A 15,571-nucleotide genomic window follows, 5' to 3' on the forward strand; every position below is an offset into this window, starting at 1 on the left:
GGCACCTGAGTCAGGCAAGTACAGCTGAAATAATGAGTCATCTTGCAAAGATCTCCAGCAATCGTGGCGCTATCTTATCCAACGGGCGAACTTCTACAGCGGCGTTGATGTCGGCGGCCGCTTTCGGCATGCCATAGACCGCACTGCTGCGCTGATCCTGAGCAATGGTCAGGTAGCCCCGCTGGCGCATTAATTTAAGTCCTTGGGCGCCGTCGCGCCCCATGCCGGTCAGCAGCACCCCTACTGCATCCCCGTTCCAGTAAGTGGCCACGCTTTCAAAAAAAACGTCGATCGAGGGTCGATAGATCTCGTTGACCGGCTCGGCGGTGTAGGCCAGCGTACCGTTCTTCAACAAACGGATATGGTGATTGGTGCCCGCCAGCAACACCGTCCCGCTTTGCGGCGGCTCGCCTTCCTGAGCCAGGCGTACATCCAGACCGCTGGCGCTGCCAAGCCATTCAGCCATACCTGCCGCGAATACCTGGTCAACATGCTGAACCAGTACGATGGCCGGCGCAAAATCGCGTGGCAGGCTCTTAAGCAAGATTTCCAGCGCCGCCGGCCCACCGGCAGAAGAACCGATGGCCACCAGGCTCTGGCGTTGCCCGGAGATACGAGGATGGGTCGGTGCTGATTGCACGCGGTTACCGCGTTCGCCGATCAGCCAGCCGATATTCATGATCTTGCGCAGCAGTGGCGCTGCAGCTTCTTTCGGACCACCTGCGCCGAGGGTCGGGGTATCAACCACATCCAGCGCGCCGTGGCCCATGGCCTCGAACACCCGGTGGACATTCTGCTGCCGGTCCACCGTGACGATAACGATCGCGCACGGGGTCTCGGCCATGATCCGGCGGGTCGCTTCGACGCCATCCATGACCGGCATGATCAGGTCCATCAGGATCAGGTCCGGGGTCAGTTCGGCACAGCGTTGCACTGCCTCGGCACCGTTACGGGCAACCCAGACCAACTCATGCGCGGGCTCGAACGTCAAGGCTCGACGCAGGGCCTCCACGGCCATGGGCATATCGTTGACGATAGCGATCTTCATGCACGCGCTCCTCCTATGAGCTCTGCCACTGCATCGAGCAGCGCATCGTCATGAAAGCTGGCCTTGGCCAAATAGTAGTCGGCTCCAGCGTCCAGCCCACGACGACGGTCTTCTTCACGATCTTTGTAGGACACCACCATCACCGGCAGCGATTGCAGCCGATTGTCACGTCGCAACAACGAAACCAGCTCGATCCCGTCCATGCGCGGCATATCAATGTCGGTAATCAGCAGATCGAAATCCTCGGCCCGCAGCGCGTTCCAGCCGTCCATGCCGTCAACCGCAACGGCCACGTCATAACCACGATTGAGCAGAAGCTTGCGTTGCAACTCACGAACCGTCAGTGAGTCATCGACCACCAGAATACGTTTGCGCGCAACGATGGCCTGTTGGCTGTGCCGGGCGATCCGCTCCAGGCGACCGGTATTGAGCAGCTTGTCCACCGAGCGGAGCAGGTCTTCGACGTCGACGATCAGCACCACCGAACCGTCATCGAGCAAGGCTCCGGCAGAAATATCCTGAACCTTGCCCAGGCGTTCATCCAGCGGCAGCACCACCAACGTGCGCTCGCCGATAAAGCGCTCGACGGCCACACCGTACACCGCGTCGCGCTCACGGATGACCACGACCTTGAGTGTTTCCGGACTGTTCTGACTCGGCGGACGGTTCAGCAACTGGCTCGCCGCGACCAGGCCAACGTGCCGACCTTCGTGCCAGAAGTGCTGACGACCTTCCACTTGGACGATGTCGTCCGACGCCAAATCGCACATGCGCTCGATGTGCGCCAGTGGAAAGGCATACGCCTCCTCACCGACTTCCACCACCAGGCTGCGCACCACCGACAACGTCAGTGGCACCTCAAGATGGAAACGACTGCCCTCGCCCGCCTTCTGATCCAGCACCACTGCGCCACGCAACTGGCGGACCATGTGCTGAACCGCATCCAGGCCAACGCCACGCCCGGACACCTCGGTGACCTTGTCGCGAAGGCTGAAGCCCGGCAGGAAGAGGAACGTCAACAGCTCTGCTTCGCTCAGCTGCGCCGCGGTCTCGACCGGTGACAATTGACGCTCGACGATGCTGCGGCGGACCCGCTCCAGATCCACACCATTACCGTCATCGCTCAACTCCAGCACCAGCAACCCGGCCTGATGGGATGCGCGCAATCGGATTAGCCCTTCGGCAGGCTTGCCGGCCAGCAGGCGCTGCTCGGGCATTTCAATGCCGTGGTCCACGGCATTACGCAACAAATGGGTCAGCGGTGCTTCGAGTTTCTCCAACACATCGCGGTCGACCTGGGTCTTTTCACCCTCGATTTCCAACCGCACTTGCTTGCCCAGGCTACGCCCCAAATCGCGAACCATCCGCGCCTGCCCGGTCAGCACATCGGCAAACGGCCGCATGCGACAGGCCAGCGCCGTGTCGTACAGCACTTGAGCGCGCTGACTCGCCTGCCAGGCGAACTCATCCAGCTCAGCGGTTTTCTCTGCCAGCAACTGCTGGGATTCGGCCAATAGCCGCCGTGCATCGCCGAGTGCCTCCTGGGCCTCAAGACTCAGGTCTTGCTCCTTGAGGTGAACGTTGAGGGCTTCCAGGGCGCGCAGGCTGTTGCTCTGCGTGCGTTTGAGGCGCTGCATCGTCGCCAGGTAGGGCTTGAGACGCAGGGTTTCCACCAGCGATTTGCTCGACAGATCAAGCAGGCTGTTCAAGCGCTCGGCAGTCACCCGCAACACCCGCTCGCCGCCCTCGGTGACGCGTTTGGCTTTACGCGATGCCTCTACCGAGGCCGCCAGCGACGACTCGAGTTCTGACACCAGGTCTGGTGGCTCGACTCGCGGTGCCGGTGGCTCGGGGGGCAATGAGGGCTGCACTACGGCAGGTGCAACGACCGACGAGGGATCCAGCAAACGCCCCATCAACGCCACGTAGGTTTCGATGTCGCCTGGCCCCACGTTGGCACTGTCTGGCGTGGCGATGCGCATCAGCAAGTCCGTGCCTTGCAGCAGCGCATCGATGTGTTCGGGGCGCAGAAAAAGTCGACCTTCCTGCGCGCTGACCAGGCAATCTTCCATCACATGGGAAACGCTGACCCCGGCATCCACGCCGACAATCCGCGCCGCCCCCTTGAGCGAATGCGCGGCGCGCATGCAGGCTTCCAGATGATCGGCCTGGGTCGGGTCACGTTCGAGCGCCAGCAACCCGGCGCTGAGCACCTGGGTCTGGGCCTCGGCTTCAAGACTGAAGAGTTCCAGCAGTGACGCGTCGCGCATTTGATCGGGGGTCATGTCAGGCTCCGGGTCACGGCGGACAACAACTGTTCTTCATCCAGCCAGCACAGACTGCGACCTCTGAATTGCAGTACGCCACGGGTATATTTGGCGCTGGCCTGCTGGCCTGACCGAGACGCGGCGTTGAGAATCCGCTCATCAATGGCGTGAATCCCGTCCACCTCATCCACCGGCACCACCACCGGGCCGCCGTGAGCAGCAATGATCAACATGCGCGGCATGATCCGTGCTGCCGAGGCGACACCTGTGACCGCGTCCAGCCCCAGCAACTCCACCAACGACAGGCAAGCCACCAGCGCGCCACGCACATTCGCCACCCCCAGCAAGGCCCGCGAACGCTGATGCGGTAGCGAATGAATCGCCTGCAACGGCGCCACTTCCACCAGGCTGCGGGTGGCCAGGGCGAACCATTCTTCGCCGAGACGGAACATCAACAACGAGCGCGTGACGACATCCGACTCGACACCAATGGACGCTTGTGCGCGGTCGTCCTGCTGCAAGGCATAACGATCCAGCAAACGCGTCGCCGCGGCGGAATACACCGCGCAATTGCGACAGTGAATGTGCTCGACCAGCAGGGGGCAGGACTTGTTGCCGTGGATACCGATACGGTTCCAGCAGTCGTCAATGGCCTGGGCATCTTCATGAGTCACGTTCAACACAACAGAACCGGTCATCGTTTACGCTCACTGTCAGCGGTGTGCTCGCTGCGGGCGGCACGCTCCTGCAATCGCCGGGCGCCAACCACATCGCCCTGGGACGCCAGCAACGCAGACAGATGCATCAGCGCTTCGGGGTGCTGCGGTTGCAAATAAAGCGCCTTGCGATAAAAACCCTGGGCTTCCAGCACACTGCCGGCGACATCGCTGAGCAGGCCCAGCCAGTAAAACACCTGCGCCTGCGGCTCATGGCTGCGCAGGTACAGCTCACAGGCAGCCCGCGCGTCGAGGCTTTTACCTTCGTTGGCCAAGGTTGCAATGTTTGCCAGCAGAACGCTGGCGTCGGTATTTGACACCCTCTCAACGCTCGGGCGCGGTGCGAGTGCAACGGCGGCAAAAGGTCGGCTGGACACCGGAGGCAATGGAACGCTGCGCACCGGCAACGGCGGTGCAATAAACGCGGGGGGCGGTGCGGTCTCAGGCTCGCAGTGACGGCTGAAGGCGAAGGATTGTGGAATACCGATCGAGCGCATGCCCATACCTCCCAGCAAACTGCCTTCTGCCGGGCCGATAAACAGCACGCCCTCCCCATGAGTCAGGCGCTTGAGCACCTCAAAACCCCGCTTCTGGGTTGGCTGATCGAAATAGATCAGCAGGTTGCGACAAAATACGAAGTCATAAGCTGGCTCATTGGCCAGCAGGGCCGGATCCAGCAGGTTGCCCACCTGCAAACGCACCTGTTCGCGCACCCGATCGCTGAGGCGATAGCCCTCATCTTCAGCGCTGAAATGCCGCTCGCGGAAATCGGCGTGTTGCCCACGAAAGGAGTTCTTGCCGTACCGCGCACATTTGGCCCGCTCAACCGACAGCGGGCTGACGTCCAATCCTTCGACCTTGAATTGATGCGGCGCAAGCCCGGCATCGAACAACGCCATCGCAATCGAATACGGCTCTTCGCCGGTGGAGCACGGCAGACTGAGAATCCGCAACGCGCGCATGCCCTTGATCTCGGCCAGACGCTTGAGCGCCAGTCTGGCCAATGTAGCAAAGGATTCCGGGTAACGGAAAAACCAGGTTTCCGGGACAATCACTGCTTCGATCAGCGCCTGTTGTTCGTCTCGTGAGCCTTGCAGCCGCTGCCAGTACTCATCAGCTGTTTCCAGGTGCTGCGCCGCCGTGCGCTGACGCACTGCCCGCTCGATGATCGCCGGGCCGACGGAGTTCACGTCCAGGCCGATGCGCTCTTTGAGGAAATCGAAAAAACGCTGGTCATCGCTCATGGGTGCTCCTCAAGCATCGCCAGGTCGAGCGGCGGCGACGGGAAAAGCAGCGCCCGCACCTGAGCATCCAGCAAGTCCGCGACACGAACCCATTGCAGCAGCCCTTGCGCGTCTTCACGCACCGGCCCCAGATACGGCGCCTGGCGATTATCCAGGCCATAAGGCTGGAAGTCCGCCGGGTTGCAACGCAGGGTGTCGGTGGCCTGTTCAAGAATCAACCCGAGCAATTGCCCTGGCGTAGCGTCGTCCGGTTGATAGTGCACCAGGACCAATCGAGTGCTGGTGCGAGCCTGGGCCGGCTGACCGAACGCCAGCTCGCCGACATCGATCACCGGCACCACCGCGCCGCGATAGGCAAACACCCCTGCGACCCAGGACGGCGCCCTGGCAATCGGCTTGAGTGCCAGGCGCGGCAGCACTTCAGCCACCTCGATGGCTTGCAGCGCATAGCGCTCGTCGCCGATGCGAAACACCAGAAACAATGACTGCCGGGGTGCCATGCCTGCCGCGCGTTTCGCCACGAGTTCGCTCATCAGACTTTGAATCGCGAGACGCCGCTGCGCAGCCCCACGGCCACCGAACTCAGCTCGTCGATGGCGAAACTGGCCTGGCGCAGGGACTCGACTGTCTGACTGCTGGCATCGCCCAACTGCACCAGCGCGTGATTGATCTGTTCAGCCCCAGAGGCCTGGGCCTGCATGCCTTCGTTAACCATCAACACCCGCGGCGCCAGCGCCTGAACCTGGTGGATGATCTGCGACAGCTGCTCGCCGACCTGCTGCACCTCGGACATGCCGCGGCGCACCTCTTCGGAGAACTTGTCCATGCCCATGACCCCGGCCGACACCGCCGACTGGATCTCGCGAACCATCTGTTCGATGTCATAGGTAGCGACGGCAGTCTGGTCCGCCAGACGTCGAACTTCGGTGGCGACCACGGCGAAACCGCGCCCGTATTCACCGGCCTTTTCGGCCTCGATGGCGGCGTTCAGCGACAGCAGGTTGGTCTGATCGGCGACCTTGACGATGGTCACCACCACCTGATTGATGTTGCCGGCCTTCTCGTTGAGGATCGCCAGTTTGGCATTGACCAGGTCAGCCGCGCCCATCACCGAGTGCATGGTGTCTTCCATCCGCGCCAGGCCCTGCTGACCGGAACCGGCCAGCACCGAGGCCTGATCGGCGGCGGTGGAGACTTCAGTCATGGTGCGCACCAGGTCCCGCGAGGTCGCAGCGATTTCGCGCGAGGTGGCGCCGATTTCGGTGGTAGTGGCCGCAGTTTCAGTGGCGGTCGCCTGCTGCTGTTTAGAGGTGGCGGCAATTTCGGTCACCGACGTGGTGACCTGTACCGAGGAGCGCTGAGCCTGGGACACCAGTGAGGTCAGCTCGGTCATCATGTCGTTGAAGCCGGTTTCCACCGCGCCGAATTCGTCCTTGCGGTCCAGGTTCAGACGGCTGCTGAGATCGCCGGTACGCATGATGTCGAGGATCTGCACAATGCGGTTCATCGGCGCCATGATCGCGCGCATCAATAGCAGGCCGCAGAGACCGGCAGCGAGAATCGCGATCAGCAAAGAGAGGCCCATGCTGATTTTTGCCGCGGTGACCGCTTGGCGGATTGCCTCGGTGGCATCAGCGGACTGATCACGATTGCGATCAATCACAACACTCAACTGCTTGCGGCCATCGACCCACGCGGGTGTCAACTCCTGCTCCAGCGCTATGCGGGCCTGTTCGTATTGTTTGTGCTGATACAGATCGATGACTTTATTAAACGCCTGATTGAACGTTTTATGACGAACTTCGAATGCGTCGAAATCGGCCTGATCCCCGGCATCGAAAATGGTTTTCCGATAGTTGTCCATCTCCTGTTCGAGGCGCGCTTCGTAGCTCTTGTACAGTTCCAGATCAGCGGCAGTCATGTCGCGATGTTCAGAGAGGCCAACGATCCGCTGGGTCAGGACGTAGCTGTCGACCCAGGCGCTGCGAATCATCGAACTGTAATACACCCCCGGAGCGGCATCCGTTCGGACCGTTTCCTCACTGGTTTCAATCTTCAGCAGACTGGAGAACGAGACCATGACCATCAGCAGCATGATGGCGATAATTACCGCAAAGCTCGCCAAAATGCGTTGGCGCAACGTCCAGTTCTTCACAGTCAGTCCTCGAGGCGGTTCAAATGGAGGTGAGTATACCGAGGGATCGCGGCGTTTTATAAGCTGTTGCGCACGGCGCCTCATCCCGAGTGAAAAGCGTGTATCTGCTTTGATCGTTCCCACGCGGGAGCGTGGGAACGATCAATGTGGTGCGACTAAGTCTCTGGCTGATCAACGTTATCCAGCGCCCGATTCATCGCCCGTTCGGCCAGGGAAATCATCTGCTGAATCGCCAGCGCAGTATTGCGCTTGGGGCCTTCGAGTTCAAACGCCAGATCGCTGGCCATGACATTCGCCGAGGCGACGGTCTCGCAGGCGTGGGCCAGCAGGGTTTCGCTGTCGACGTCGGGGCGATGACGAAAATGCAGCCGGGGCGTCGGTCGGCTAACAATTCCAGATAGTGATCGAGCGCACGGTGCGCGGCGGCGTGGAGTTCTTTTGAATCGAGGGAGGCGCAGCGGGAAACGGGGTCGGTTTCGGGGGGATTGGGTGTGGCTTTGAACATGGTGATGCTCCTTTTGCGTTGAGGAGCTGCCGTTTTCGTTTCCAGGCGAAAGGGTGGCAGTTGTACGCGGGCTGGAAAACCAAGGCAAAAGGTACCCGGCAGACCCGAAGGTCTCCCACGCACAACCGCCATAACGCAGAACTGCGAGCACAAAAATCTATGGTCACCCCCATAAGCGAACATGGGAGGGACCGTCAACCCGCCTCAAAATTGCGAAACACGGTGCATCGCATCCACCAGATAGCGCATTGCAATGCGGTCACTCTCCGATAACTCGCGGTATTGCTCGACGAGTTTCACCTCCTCTGAACTGAGCCGGCGCGACCTTCGCGAGATGCTCAAGCCTGAGAAAACCCCTAAAAATCCGATGATGCCTTGCGCTTTTGCCATGGACGATGTCCCTCTGCACGTGAAATAAAACTTCAGATACCTCATCGCCCTGCTCCTGTTTCAACCATGCCGGCACTTGCGTGAGCCCGGCTGAACGTTCACCGGCCTCAAGGGCAAAGACCGGTCATGAGCCTAAGAATAGGGTCAAAAAAACGTTCGCGAGCTGTTTTTAGAGTAATTAGTCAAATAAATGAAAACACTTATTTGAAACGCAGCAGTGGTTCGATAAACAGATGCTGCGACACAGCAGTCGCTGGCCGTCCTGCACGCGTAAAGCTCATTGCTCACTTCGCGCCGTTCGCTGAGCGTGGGCGCCCTTCTGAAGTGATCTGCAGGTGGTTTGTGTGAAGTGAAAACCCATCATTTCTCGAGTTGTTTCGAACGCTTTATCTTATTTGGCATGTGTTTAAAATCCGACGCGTTTGGCCGAAGGCTTGTCCGAGCCTCTATACCGGCGGTGGTCTGGATCGCTTGCCTGAAGGCACCGGAATCGAACCGGTGGTCACGACGTCGAACGGTCAGGTCAAGGATTTCAATGTGCTGGGTCTGGATGACATCAAAGGCTATCGAATCACCTTCGACTGGGTCCCTGCCGACGATAGCGTGGCGCCGGTAGAGCTGCGCATGTTCATCCGCACCCATGACCGGACATTGAGCGAGACCTGGTTGTATCAGCATTTCCCGCCAGCGCCAGACAAACGCAAGTACACCTGACGGCAAAATCAAAAGATCGCAGCCTGCGGCAGCTCCTACAAAGGAATACGATCCCACGTAGGAGCTGCCGCAGGCTGCGATCTTTTGATGTTAAAAGCCCCCGTGGTATTACAACCTCACTCAGTCCCGCAAATCCGACTCATGGATCGGCTGATCGCGGCTCGTCGCTCGTTGATACTGCGCCGGCCAGGTAGCTTTGCGGCCGCCCAGGTCATCGTCGGCGTGCAGCGGCCAGTACGGGTCGCGTAACAGTTCGCGAGCCAGCAGGATGATGTCGGCCTGACAGGTGCGCAAAATGTGTTCAGCCTGCGCCGGTTCAGTAATCAATCCGACAGTGCCGGTAGCAATCCCCGACTCCTTGCGCACGCGCTCGGCAAACCGTGTCTGATAACCCGGCCCGGTCGGAATCTCCGCATTCGCCGCAGTGCCGCCGGATGACACGTCGATCAGGTCGACCCCCAACGCTTTCAAACGACGCGCCAGCTCTACGGTTTCATCCGGGTTCCAACCATCCTCGACCCAATCGGTGGCCGATACACGAACGAACAAGGGCAACTCTTCAGGCCAGACCGCGCGCACCGCTTCAGTCACTTGCAGCACCAGACGAATGCGGTTTTCGAAAGACCCGCCGTACTGATCGCGCCGCTGATTGCTCAACGGCGACAGAAACTGATGCAGCAGATAGCCGTGAGCCGCATGCACTTCAACCACTTTGAAGCCTGCGGTCAGCGCACGCTTGGCCGATTCGACGAACGCCTGAATCACTTCGGCGATCTGCGCCTCGGTCAGTTGTGTGGGGGGGTGTGTTGAGGGTCGAAGGCAATCGGCGAGGGGCCGACCGGGGTCCAGCCGCCATCCGCCGGTTTGACACTGCCGTGTTTGCCCAGCCACGGCCGGTGAGTGCTGGCCTTGCGTCCGGCATGGGCCAGTTGAATACCGGCGACGGCGCCTTGGGCGGTGATAAAGCGGGTGATGCGTTGCAGTGGTTCGATCTGATCGTCGTTCCAAAGGCCCAGGTCCTGAGCGGTGATCCGACCGTCGGCGGTGACTGCCGTGGCTTCGGTAAAAACCAGACCGGCCCCGCCCACGGCACGGCTGCCGAGGTGTACCAGGTGCCAGTCATTGGCCAGTCCATCGACGCTGGAGTATTGGCACATCGGCGACACCGCGATGCGGTTGAGCAGGGTCAATTGACGAAGGGTGTAGGGTTCAAGCAGCAGACTCATGGGGCACCTCTCAAATCAGTGGGCAGGCTCCAGGGTTCTGTTTGAATAGTCGACGAGTGACAGGAAAGGATGCGGCACCCGCCCCCGCGGGTAAAAAATGGACAAAACGTCACAAGGCCAATCAAGCAGTGATTAGAGCCTAGTCGACATCGGCGGATGAGGGAGGGCTCAAGAAAAGATCGCAGGAATGGCGTACACCTGTCGTTTTTTTCAGCGCGGTTCGATGTGGGCAATCATCAGCTGGACGGTTTCCTGCCCTCGGAACTCGTTGACGTCGAGTTTGTAGGCCAGCTCAACCCAGCGAATGGTCGGATTCGGCCAGACGTCACGGTCAATGCCAAAGGCAATGCCGTCGAGTTTCACCGAGCCACATTCGCTTTTCAGCACCACTTTGAGGTGGCGCTCGCCGACCACTCGCTGCTCGACCAACTGGAACACCCCGTGAAACAGCGGCTCCGGGAAGTGTTGGCCCCAAGGGCCGGCATGGCGCAGGGCGCGGGCCAGTTCCAGGTGAAACTCTTCGACCGCCAGGGTGCCGTCCGACAGCAACCGCCCGGTCAGATCCTCTTCACGCATTTGCCGGCGGACTTCAGCGTCGAAGGCTTCGGCGAACAACGGAAAATTCACTTCCGGTAGCGTCAAACCCGCCGCCATGGCGTGGCCACCGTACTTGCTGATCAGTGTCGGATGCTGCGCCGCCACCACACTCAAGGCGTCACGAATATGAAAGCCCTGCACCGAACGTCCCGAGCCCTTGAGCATGCCGTCACCGGCATCGGCAAAGGCAATGGTCGGACGGAAATAACGCTCCTTCATACGCGACGCGAGGATTCCGATGACACCTTGGTGCCACTCGGGGTCGAACAGGCACAGGCCAAACGGCATCGACTCCAGTGGCAAGTCCTTGAGCTGCGCCAACGCTTCGCGCTGCATGCCTTGTTCGATGGATTTGCGGTCCTGGTTCATGCCGTCCAGTTGCGCAGCCATTTCACGGGCCATTGCCACGTCTTCGGTGAGCAGGCATTCGATGCCCAGGCTCATGTCGTCCAGACGCCCAGCCGCATTCAGGCGCGGGCCGAGGATGAAGCCCAGATCGGTCGAGGTGATGCGCGAGTGATCGCGCTTGGCTACTTCAAGGATCGCCTTGATGCCCGGCCGAGCCCGACCGGCGCGAATCCGCTCCAGGCCCTGATGCACCAGAATCCGGTTGTTGGCGTCCAGTGGCACCACGTCGGCAACACTGCCCAGCGCTACCAGATCGAGCAACTCGCCAATATTGGGTTGCGGCTTGCTTTCGTACCAGCCCAGGCTGCGCAAGCGTGCGCGCAACGCCATCAGCACATAGAAAATCACCCCGACACCGGCCAGCGCCTTGCTCGGGAACTCACAACCTGGCTGGTTCGGATTGACGATGGCATCGGCCAACGGCAGCTCGTCACCGGGCAAGTGGTGATCGGTGACCAGGACCTTGAGCCCGGCCTTTTTCGCCGCCGCCACACCTTCGACACTGGAAATGCCGTTGTCCACGGTAATCAGCAACTGTGGCTGGCGTTCCAGCGCCACCGCGACGATTTCCGGGGTCAGGCCGTAGCCGTACTCAAAGCGGTTGGGCACCAGATAATCGACGTGAGCCGCGCCCAGTAGCTGCAACCCCAGCATGCCGACGGCACTGGCAGTCGCGCCATCCGCGTCGAAGTCGCCGACGATCAGAATCCGCTGACGTTGCTCCAGCGCCACCACCAGCAAGTCCACCGCCGCCTCGATCCCCTTGAGCTGTTGATACGGGATCAAGCGCGCCAGGCCCTTGTCCAGTTCCGCCTCGGACTGCACGCCCCGCGCCGCGTACAAACGGGTCAGCAGGGGTGGAATATCACCGAGGAATGGCAGGGTGTCGGGCAATAGGCGAGGTTCGATGCGCATGGGGTGACAGGTGCTTCTCTTGAATACGTAGGATAAAGCCAGGTGATGCGATCCTGCGGCGAAAAATCAGCCGCGTTCGCCGCTCAGCCACTGCAACTGGACTTCGTGCTGACCACGGTCGTCGGTGACGAAAATCGTTCCTTCGCTGATCATCACATCCCACTTGATGACACGGGGCATGTCTTTGGCCAGGGTTTCCAGCACGTCCTGAGGCACGGCAGCGATGTGCACGTTTTTCAGGTTTTTGATCGCTGGGATCACTTTGGTTTCCCAGACACGCAGGCTGCCGTAAGCCAGCAGGCTGGTGCGTTCGGTACGGCGCGAACACCAGGTCAGACGATCGGCGTCTGGCTGACCGACTTCGATCCAGTGCAGAACGCGGTCATCCAGGCTCTTTTCCCACAGCGCAGGCTCGTCCACGTCCGACAGACCGCGACCAAAGGACAGTTGCTCGTTGTACCAGAAAGCATAGGCCAGCAGCCGCACGGTCATGCGCTCTTCGGTTTCCGAAGGGTGACGGGCGATGGTCTGCTTGACACTCTCGTACACGCTGCGGTCGAGGTCGGTAAGGTTCAGTTCAAACTTGTAGGTCGTGGACGGCTGGGCCATGAACGGGCTTCTTGATACGAGGAAAGGCGGCAAGTCTAACCGATGCCGGGGGCAATCAACGAATCATGACCGCCATCAAGCGTGGGCGATGAGGCTCGGGCTATGCTAAAACGCTGTATTCGCTCAGCCTTTGTCCTACAGGATTGCCCATGCCGCTCACCGCCAAACCGCTTGCCGGCCTGAAAGTCATCGAACTCGGCACCTTGATCGCCGGGCCTTTCGCCTCGCGTATTTGTGCCGAGTTCGGCGCCGAAGTGATCAAAATCGAATCTCCGGATGGCGGTGATCCGTTACGCAAGTGGCGCAAACTCTACGAGGGCACGTCGCTGTGGTGGTTCGTCCAGGCACGCAACAAAAAATCCCTGACGCTGAACCTCAAGCACCCCGATGGCCTGGCGATCCTCAAACAACTGCTCAGTGAAGCCGACATTCTCATCGAAAATTTCCGCCCCGGTGTGCTGGAAAAACTGGGCCTGGGCTGGGACGTGCTGCATGCGTTGAACCCGAAACTGGTGATGGTCCGTCTGTCCGGCTTTGGGCAAACCGGGCCGATGAAGGATCAACCGGGCTTCGGCGCGGTTGGCGAGTCCATGGGCGGCTTGCGTTACATCACCGGGTTCGAGGATCGACCGCCGGTGCGCACCGGGATTTCCATCGGTGACTCGATTGCCGCGCTCTGGGGCGTGATCGGCGCGCTGATGGCCTTGCGTCACCGCGAGGTCAACGGTGGTCAGGGGCAAGTGGTGGACGTGGCGTTGTACGAAGCGATCTTCGCCATGATGGAAAGCATGGTCCCGGAGTTCGATGTGTTCGGGTTTATCCGCGAGCGCACCGGCAACATCATGCCCGGCATCACGCCCTCCTCCATCCACACCAGCGCCGACGGCAAACACGTTCAGATCGGTGCCAATGGCGATGCGATCTTCAAGCGCTTCATGCAGACCATCGGTCGCGACGACTTGGCCAACGATCCTCTGCTTGCCAGCAACGATGGCCGCGATAGCCGTCGTGATGAGCTTTATGGGGTCATTGATCGGTGGGTCAGTTCGTTGCCGCTGGATACGGTGATCGAGCAATTGAACCTGGCTGAAGTGCCGGCCAGCCGTATCTTCAGCGCCGAAGACATGTTCAGCGACCCGCAATTTCTTGCCCGGGAAATGTTCCTGCAAGCCAAGCTGCCCGACGGCAAGGACTTCAAGATGCCGGGCATCGTGCCGAAACTCTCTGAAACACCAGGCGCTTGCGAATGGGTCGGAGCAGAGCTGGGTGAACATAACGTGCAGGTGTTGAGCGAGCTTGGCTATGACGCGGAACAGATCACGCGACTGCGTGCAGATGGGGCTATCTAAGCTGAAAGGATTATCAGCCATTCGCAGGTGCGTGGCGCAGCACCTTCGCGTGCTGGGTTTCGGCGCAACACTATCATGCCTGCTGGCAATTCCCCCGGCCGCTCAAGCCAAGGACACGCTGATCTGGTTGCTGCGCGATTTACCGCCGCTGACGATTTTCGACGGGCCGCAAAAAAGCCAGGGCGTGATCGACCGGTTTTTACCGGTGTTGATCGCCAGCATGCCCGAGTACCAACACACAACGTTTCGAGTCAACCGCGCACGAGGCATGCAAATGCTCCTGGAACCCAGCTTCACCTGCGATCCTTCGTTGCTGTGGAGCCCGGAGCGGGCAAAACACATCACCTATTCCATCGCGGCCTATCGAGTCCTTGGCAACGGCATTGTGATACGCCATGCGGACCGCGGAGCGCTTGCGCCCTTCATCATCGACAACAGCGTCGATCTGGCACAACTGCTGGCTCACCAGGACAAGAAACTGGGGGTGGTCGCCGAGCGCAGTTACGGTCAGGTCGTTGACCGCCTGCTGCAACGGGCACCGAGCAACAGTCTGTCAGCCCATTACGGCAACGACGCCCTTGGCAGTCTGCTGCAAATGCAGCGCCTGGGGCGTTTGACTGCCCTGCTGGGGTACTGGCCGGAAATTCGTTATCAGGCGCAACAGCAAGGCATTTCGCCCGACGAACTGGAGTTCTACGCGATTCGCGGCACGGACAAGTACCAGTCGATTCACATTGCTTGCTCGGATACCGAGCAGGGTCGTCAGGCCATCACTCACATCAACACGATATTGCGCGGACCGGGGCAGACCAGGCTGGTCGAGCTTTACGCCCAATGGCTCGACCCACAAATGCGCAGCGAGTATCTGGAAGACGCCAGGAAATTTTTCCGGAATGAAACGCCCTGACCAAACGCCGGGCAAAAGAAACCCCGAGAAGTGGGGAGACGACTCGGGGTTAAACGTGGCCTACAAGGACCCGTACAACAAGCGACAAGCACCGGAGCACAATGCTTGCTCTTGTTGATACAGGGTCTGACTAACCTGATTGCAGGAAGGTTCCCACAAAAAACACATCAGTTTCTGCCAACCAGACGTTTGTCTTGCGCAACATTGCGCATAGCCGCAATCACACTGGGCTCCAGCCGCCCCTCGGCAATCAGCACATCGCGATGCAAGCCGTCGACAACGTCTGTCAGTAGTCGTTTGTCCGTGAACTGCGCCTGATTGAACTCACGTTCGACCACGATCGCGCCAGTGGCACTCTTCAATGTCACCAGGCATTCGCCACGGGCACCTGACGGGGTCAGCGTTACCTGATACGGGCTCAATGCCTCACCCAGCAATAGGCTGATACTTTCCATCTCGATCACCACTCAATAGTCCGAAAACAAAGTGCCAAGGGCGTGATAAATGACCACTGGCCCGAG

At 60.1% G+C, this 15,571-nt stretch carries 12 protein-coding genes and 3 pseudogenes; 3 read left to right on the top strand and 12 right to left on the bottom strand.

Features of this window, described 5'->3' with window-relative positions; genetic code table 11:
- Positions 1-37 precede the first annotated feature (37 nt).
- From BLL42_RS08605 to BLL42_RS08640, 8 genes and pseudogenes are all read right to left on the bottom strand, one after another.
- Positions 38-1,048, bottom strand: a complete 1,011-nt coding sequence (locus BLL42_RS08605) for a chemotaxis response regulator protein-glutamate methylesterase (protein ID WP_071551677.1) — start codon at positions 1,046-1,048, stop codon at positions 38-40.
- Positions 1,045-3,333, bottom strand: a complete 2,289-nt coding sequence (locus tag BLL42_RS08610; RefSeq protein ID WP_071551678.1) for a hybrid sensor histidine kinase/response regulator — start codon at positions 3,331-3,333, stop codon at positions 1,045-1,047. The genes BLL42_RS08605 and BLL42_RS08610 overlap by 4 nt, the downstream gene beginning before the upstream one ends.
- The gene (locus tag BLL42_RS08615; RefSeq protein WP_071551679.1) at positions 3,330-4,013 is read right to left on the bottom strand and encodes a chemotaxis protein CheW; all 684 of its coding nucleotides are present in this window, start codon (positions 4,011-4,013) and stop codon (positions 3,330-3,332) included. The genes BLL42_RS08610 and BLL42_RS08615 overlap by 4 nt, the downstream gene beginning before the upstream one ends.
- Positions 4,010-5,275 carry a CheR family methyltransferase gene (locus BLL42_RS08620; protein WP_071551680.1) on the bottom strand — a complete coding sequence of 422 codons (1,266 nt, stop codon included), beginning with the start codon at positions 5,273-5,275 and terminating at the stop codon, positions 4,010-4,012. The genes BLL42_RS08615 and BLL42_RS08620 overlap by 4 nt, the downstream gene beginning before the upstream one ends.
- Entirely contained in the window at positions 5,272-5,808 is a 537-nt protein-coding gene (locus tag BLL42_RS08625) for a chemotaxis protein CheW (protein WP_071551681.1), read from the bottom strand. Before BLL42_RS08625 ends, BLL42_RS08620 begins: the two co-directional genes overlap by 4 nt.
- A complete protein-coding gene (locus tag BLL42_RS08630) occupies positions 5,808-7,430 on the bottom strand; it encodes a methyl-accepting chemotaxis protein (protein ID WP_071551682.1) in 1,623 nt (540 codons plus the stop codon). Before BLL42_RS08630 ends, BLL42_RS08625 begins: the two co-directional genes overlap by 1 nt.
- Before the next feature lie 155 nt (positions 7,431-7,585).
- Positions 7,586-7,935: pseudogene (locus tag BLL42_RS08635) on the bottom strand (DUF6124 family protein).
- Between the two features lie 204 nt (positions 7,936-8,139).
- On the bottom strand, positions 8,140-8,325 hold the full coding sequence (locus tag BLL42_RS08640) for a hypothetical protein (RefSeq protein ID WP_071555721.1): 186 nt from the start codon (positions 8,323-8,325) through the stop codon (positions 8,140-8,142).
- Between the two features lie 447 nt (positions 8,326-8,772).
- Here BLL42_RS08640 and BLL42_RS08645 point away from each other — a divergent pair.
- A pseudogene (locus BLL42_RS08645) lies at positions 8,773-9,039 on the top strand (glucan biosynthesis protein); the annotation flags it as partial.
- A 120-nt stretch (positions 9,040-9,159) separates the two neighbouring features.
- Here BLL42_RS08645 and BLL42_RS08650 read toward each other — a convergent pair.
- The 3 genes and pseudogenes from BLL42_RS08650 to BLL42_RS08660 all read right to left on the bottom strand — a co-directional run bounded on the left by BLL42_RS08650 (position 9,160) and on the right by BLL42_RS08660 (position 12,794).
- Positions 9,160-10,265: pseudogene (locus tag BLL42_RS08650) on the bottom strand (NADH:flavin oxidoreductase/NADH oxidase).
- A gap of 210 nt (positions 10,266-10,475) precedes the next feature.
- A complete protein-coding gene (gene recJ, locus BLL42_RS08655; RefSeq protein ID WP_071551683.1) occupies positions 10,476-12,185 on the bottom strand; it encodes a single-stranded-DNA-specific exonuclease RecJ in 1,710 nt (569 codons plus the stop codon).
- A gap of 66 nt (positions 12,186-12,251) precedes the next feature.
- Entirely contained in the window at positions 12,252-12,794 is a 543-nt protein-coding gene (locus BLL42_RS08660) for a YaeQ family protein (protein WP_008151638.1), read from the bottom strand.
- Positions 12,795-12,943: 149 nt separating this feature from the next.
- Here BLL42_RS08660 and BLL42_RS08665 point away from each other — a divergent pair, with 149 nt between their 5' ends.
- On the top strand, positions 12,944-14,143 hold the full coding sequence (locus BLL42_RS08665; RefSeq protein ID WP_071551684.1) for a CaiB/BaiF CoA transferase family protein: 1,200 nt from the start codon (positions 12,944-12,946) through the stop codon (positions 14,141-14,143).
- Positions 14,097-15,050, top strand: a complete 954-nt coding sequence (locus BLL42_RS08670; RefSeq protein WP_071551685.1) for a TIGR02285 family protein — start codon at positions 14,097-14,099, stop codon at positions 15,048-15,050. Before BLL42_RS08665 ends, BLL42_RS08670 begins: the two co-directional genes overlap by 47 nt.
- Before the next feature lie 167 nt (positions 15,051-15,217).
- Here BLL42_RS08670 and BLL42_RS08675 read toward each other — a convergent pair whose 3' ends face one another.
- Positions 15,218-15,505, bottom strand: a complete 288-nt coding sequence (locus tag BLL42_RS08675) for a DUF3509 domain-containing protein (RefSeq protein ID WP_071551686.1) — start codon at positions 15,503-15,505, stop codon at positions 15,218-15,220.
- Positions 15,506-15,571: the final 66 nt, after the last annotated feature.

It is taken from the genome of Pseudomonas frederiksbergensis (assembly GCF_001874645.1).
Taxonomy (GTDB): Bacteria; Pseudomonadota; Gammaproteobacteria; order Pseudomonadales; family Pseudomonadaceae; genus Aquipseudomonas; species Aquipseudomonas frederiksbergensis_B.

Excerpts from the sequence above, each read along its gene's own strand:
- BLL42_RS08605 (WP_071551677.1), bottom strand. The coding sequence starts at position 1,048 with ATGAAGATCGCTATCGTCAACGATATGCCCATGGCCGTGGAGGCCCTG.
- BLL42_RS08610 (WP_071551678.1), bottom strand. The coding sequence starts at position 3,333 with ATGACCCCCGATCAAATGCGCGACGCGTCACTGCTGGAACTCTTCAGT.
- BLL42_RS08615 (WP_071551679.1), bottom strand. The coding sequence starts at position 4,013 with ATGACCGGTTCTGTTGTGTTGAACGTGACTCATGAAGATGCCCAGGCC.
- BLL42_RS08620 (WP_071551680.1), bottom strand. The coding sequence starts at position 5,275 with ATGAGCGATGACCAGCGTTTTTTCGATTTCCTCAAAGAGCGCATCGGC.
- BLL42_RS08625 (WP_071551681.1), bottom strand. The coding sequence starts at position 5,808 with ATGAGCGAACTCGTGGCGAAACGCGCGGCAGGCATGGCACCCCGGCAG.
- BLL42_RS08640 (WP_071555721.1), bottom strand. The coding sequence starts at position 8,325 with ATGGCAAAAGCGCAAGGCATCATCGGATTTTTAGGGGTTTTCTCAGGC.
- recJ (WP_071551683.1), bottom strand. The coding sequence starts at position 12,185 with ATGCGCATCGAACCTCGCCTATTGCCCGACACCCTGCCATTCCTCGGT.
- BLL42_RS08660 (WP_008151638.1), bottom strand. The coding sequence starts at position 12,794 with ATGGCCCAGCCGTCCACGACCTACAAGTTTGAACTGAACCTTACCGAC.
- BLL42_RS08665 (WP_071551684.1), top strand. The coding sequence starts at position 12,944 with ATGCCGCTCACCGCCAAACCGCTTGCCGGCCTGAAAGTCATCGAACTC.
- BLL42_RS08670 (WP_071551685.1), top strand. The coding sequence starts at position 14,097 with ATGACGCGGAACAGATCACGCGACTGCGTGCAGATGGGGCTATCTAAG.
- BLL42_RS08675 (WP_071551686.1), bottom strand. The coding sequence starts at position 15,505 with ATGGAAAGTATCAGCCTATTGCTGGGTGAGGCATTGAGCCCGTATCAG.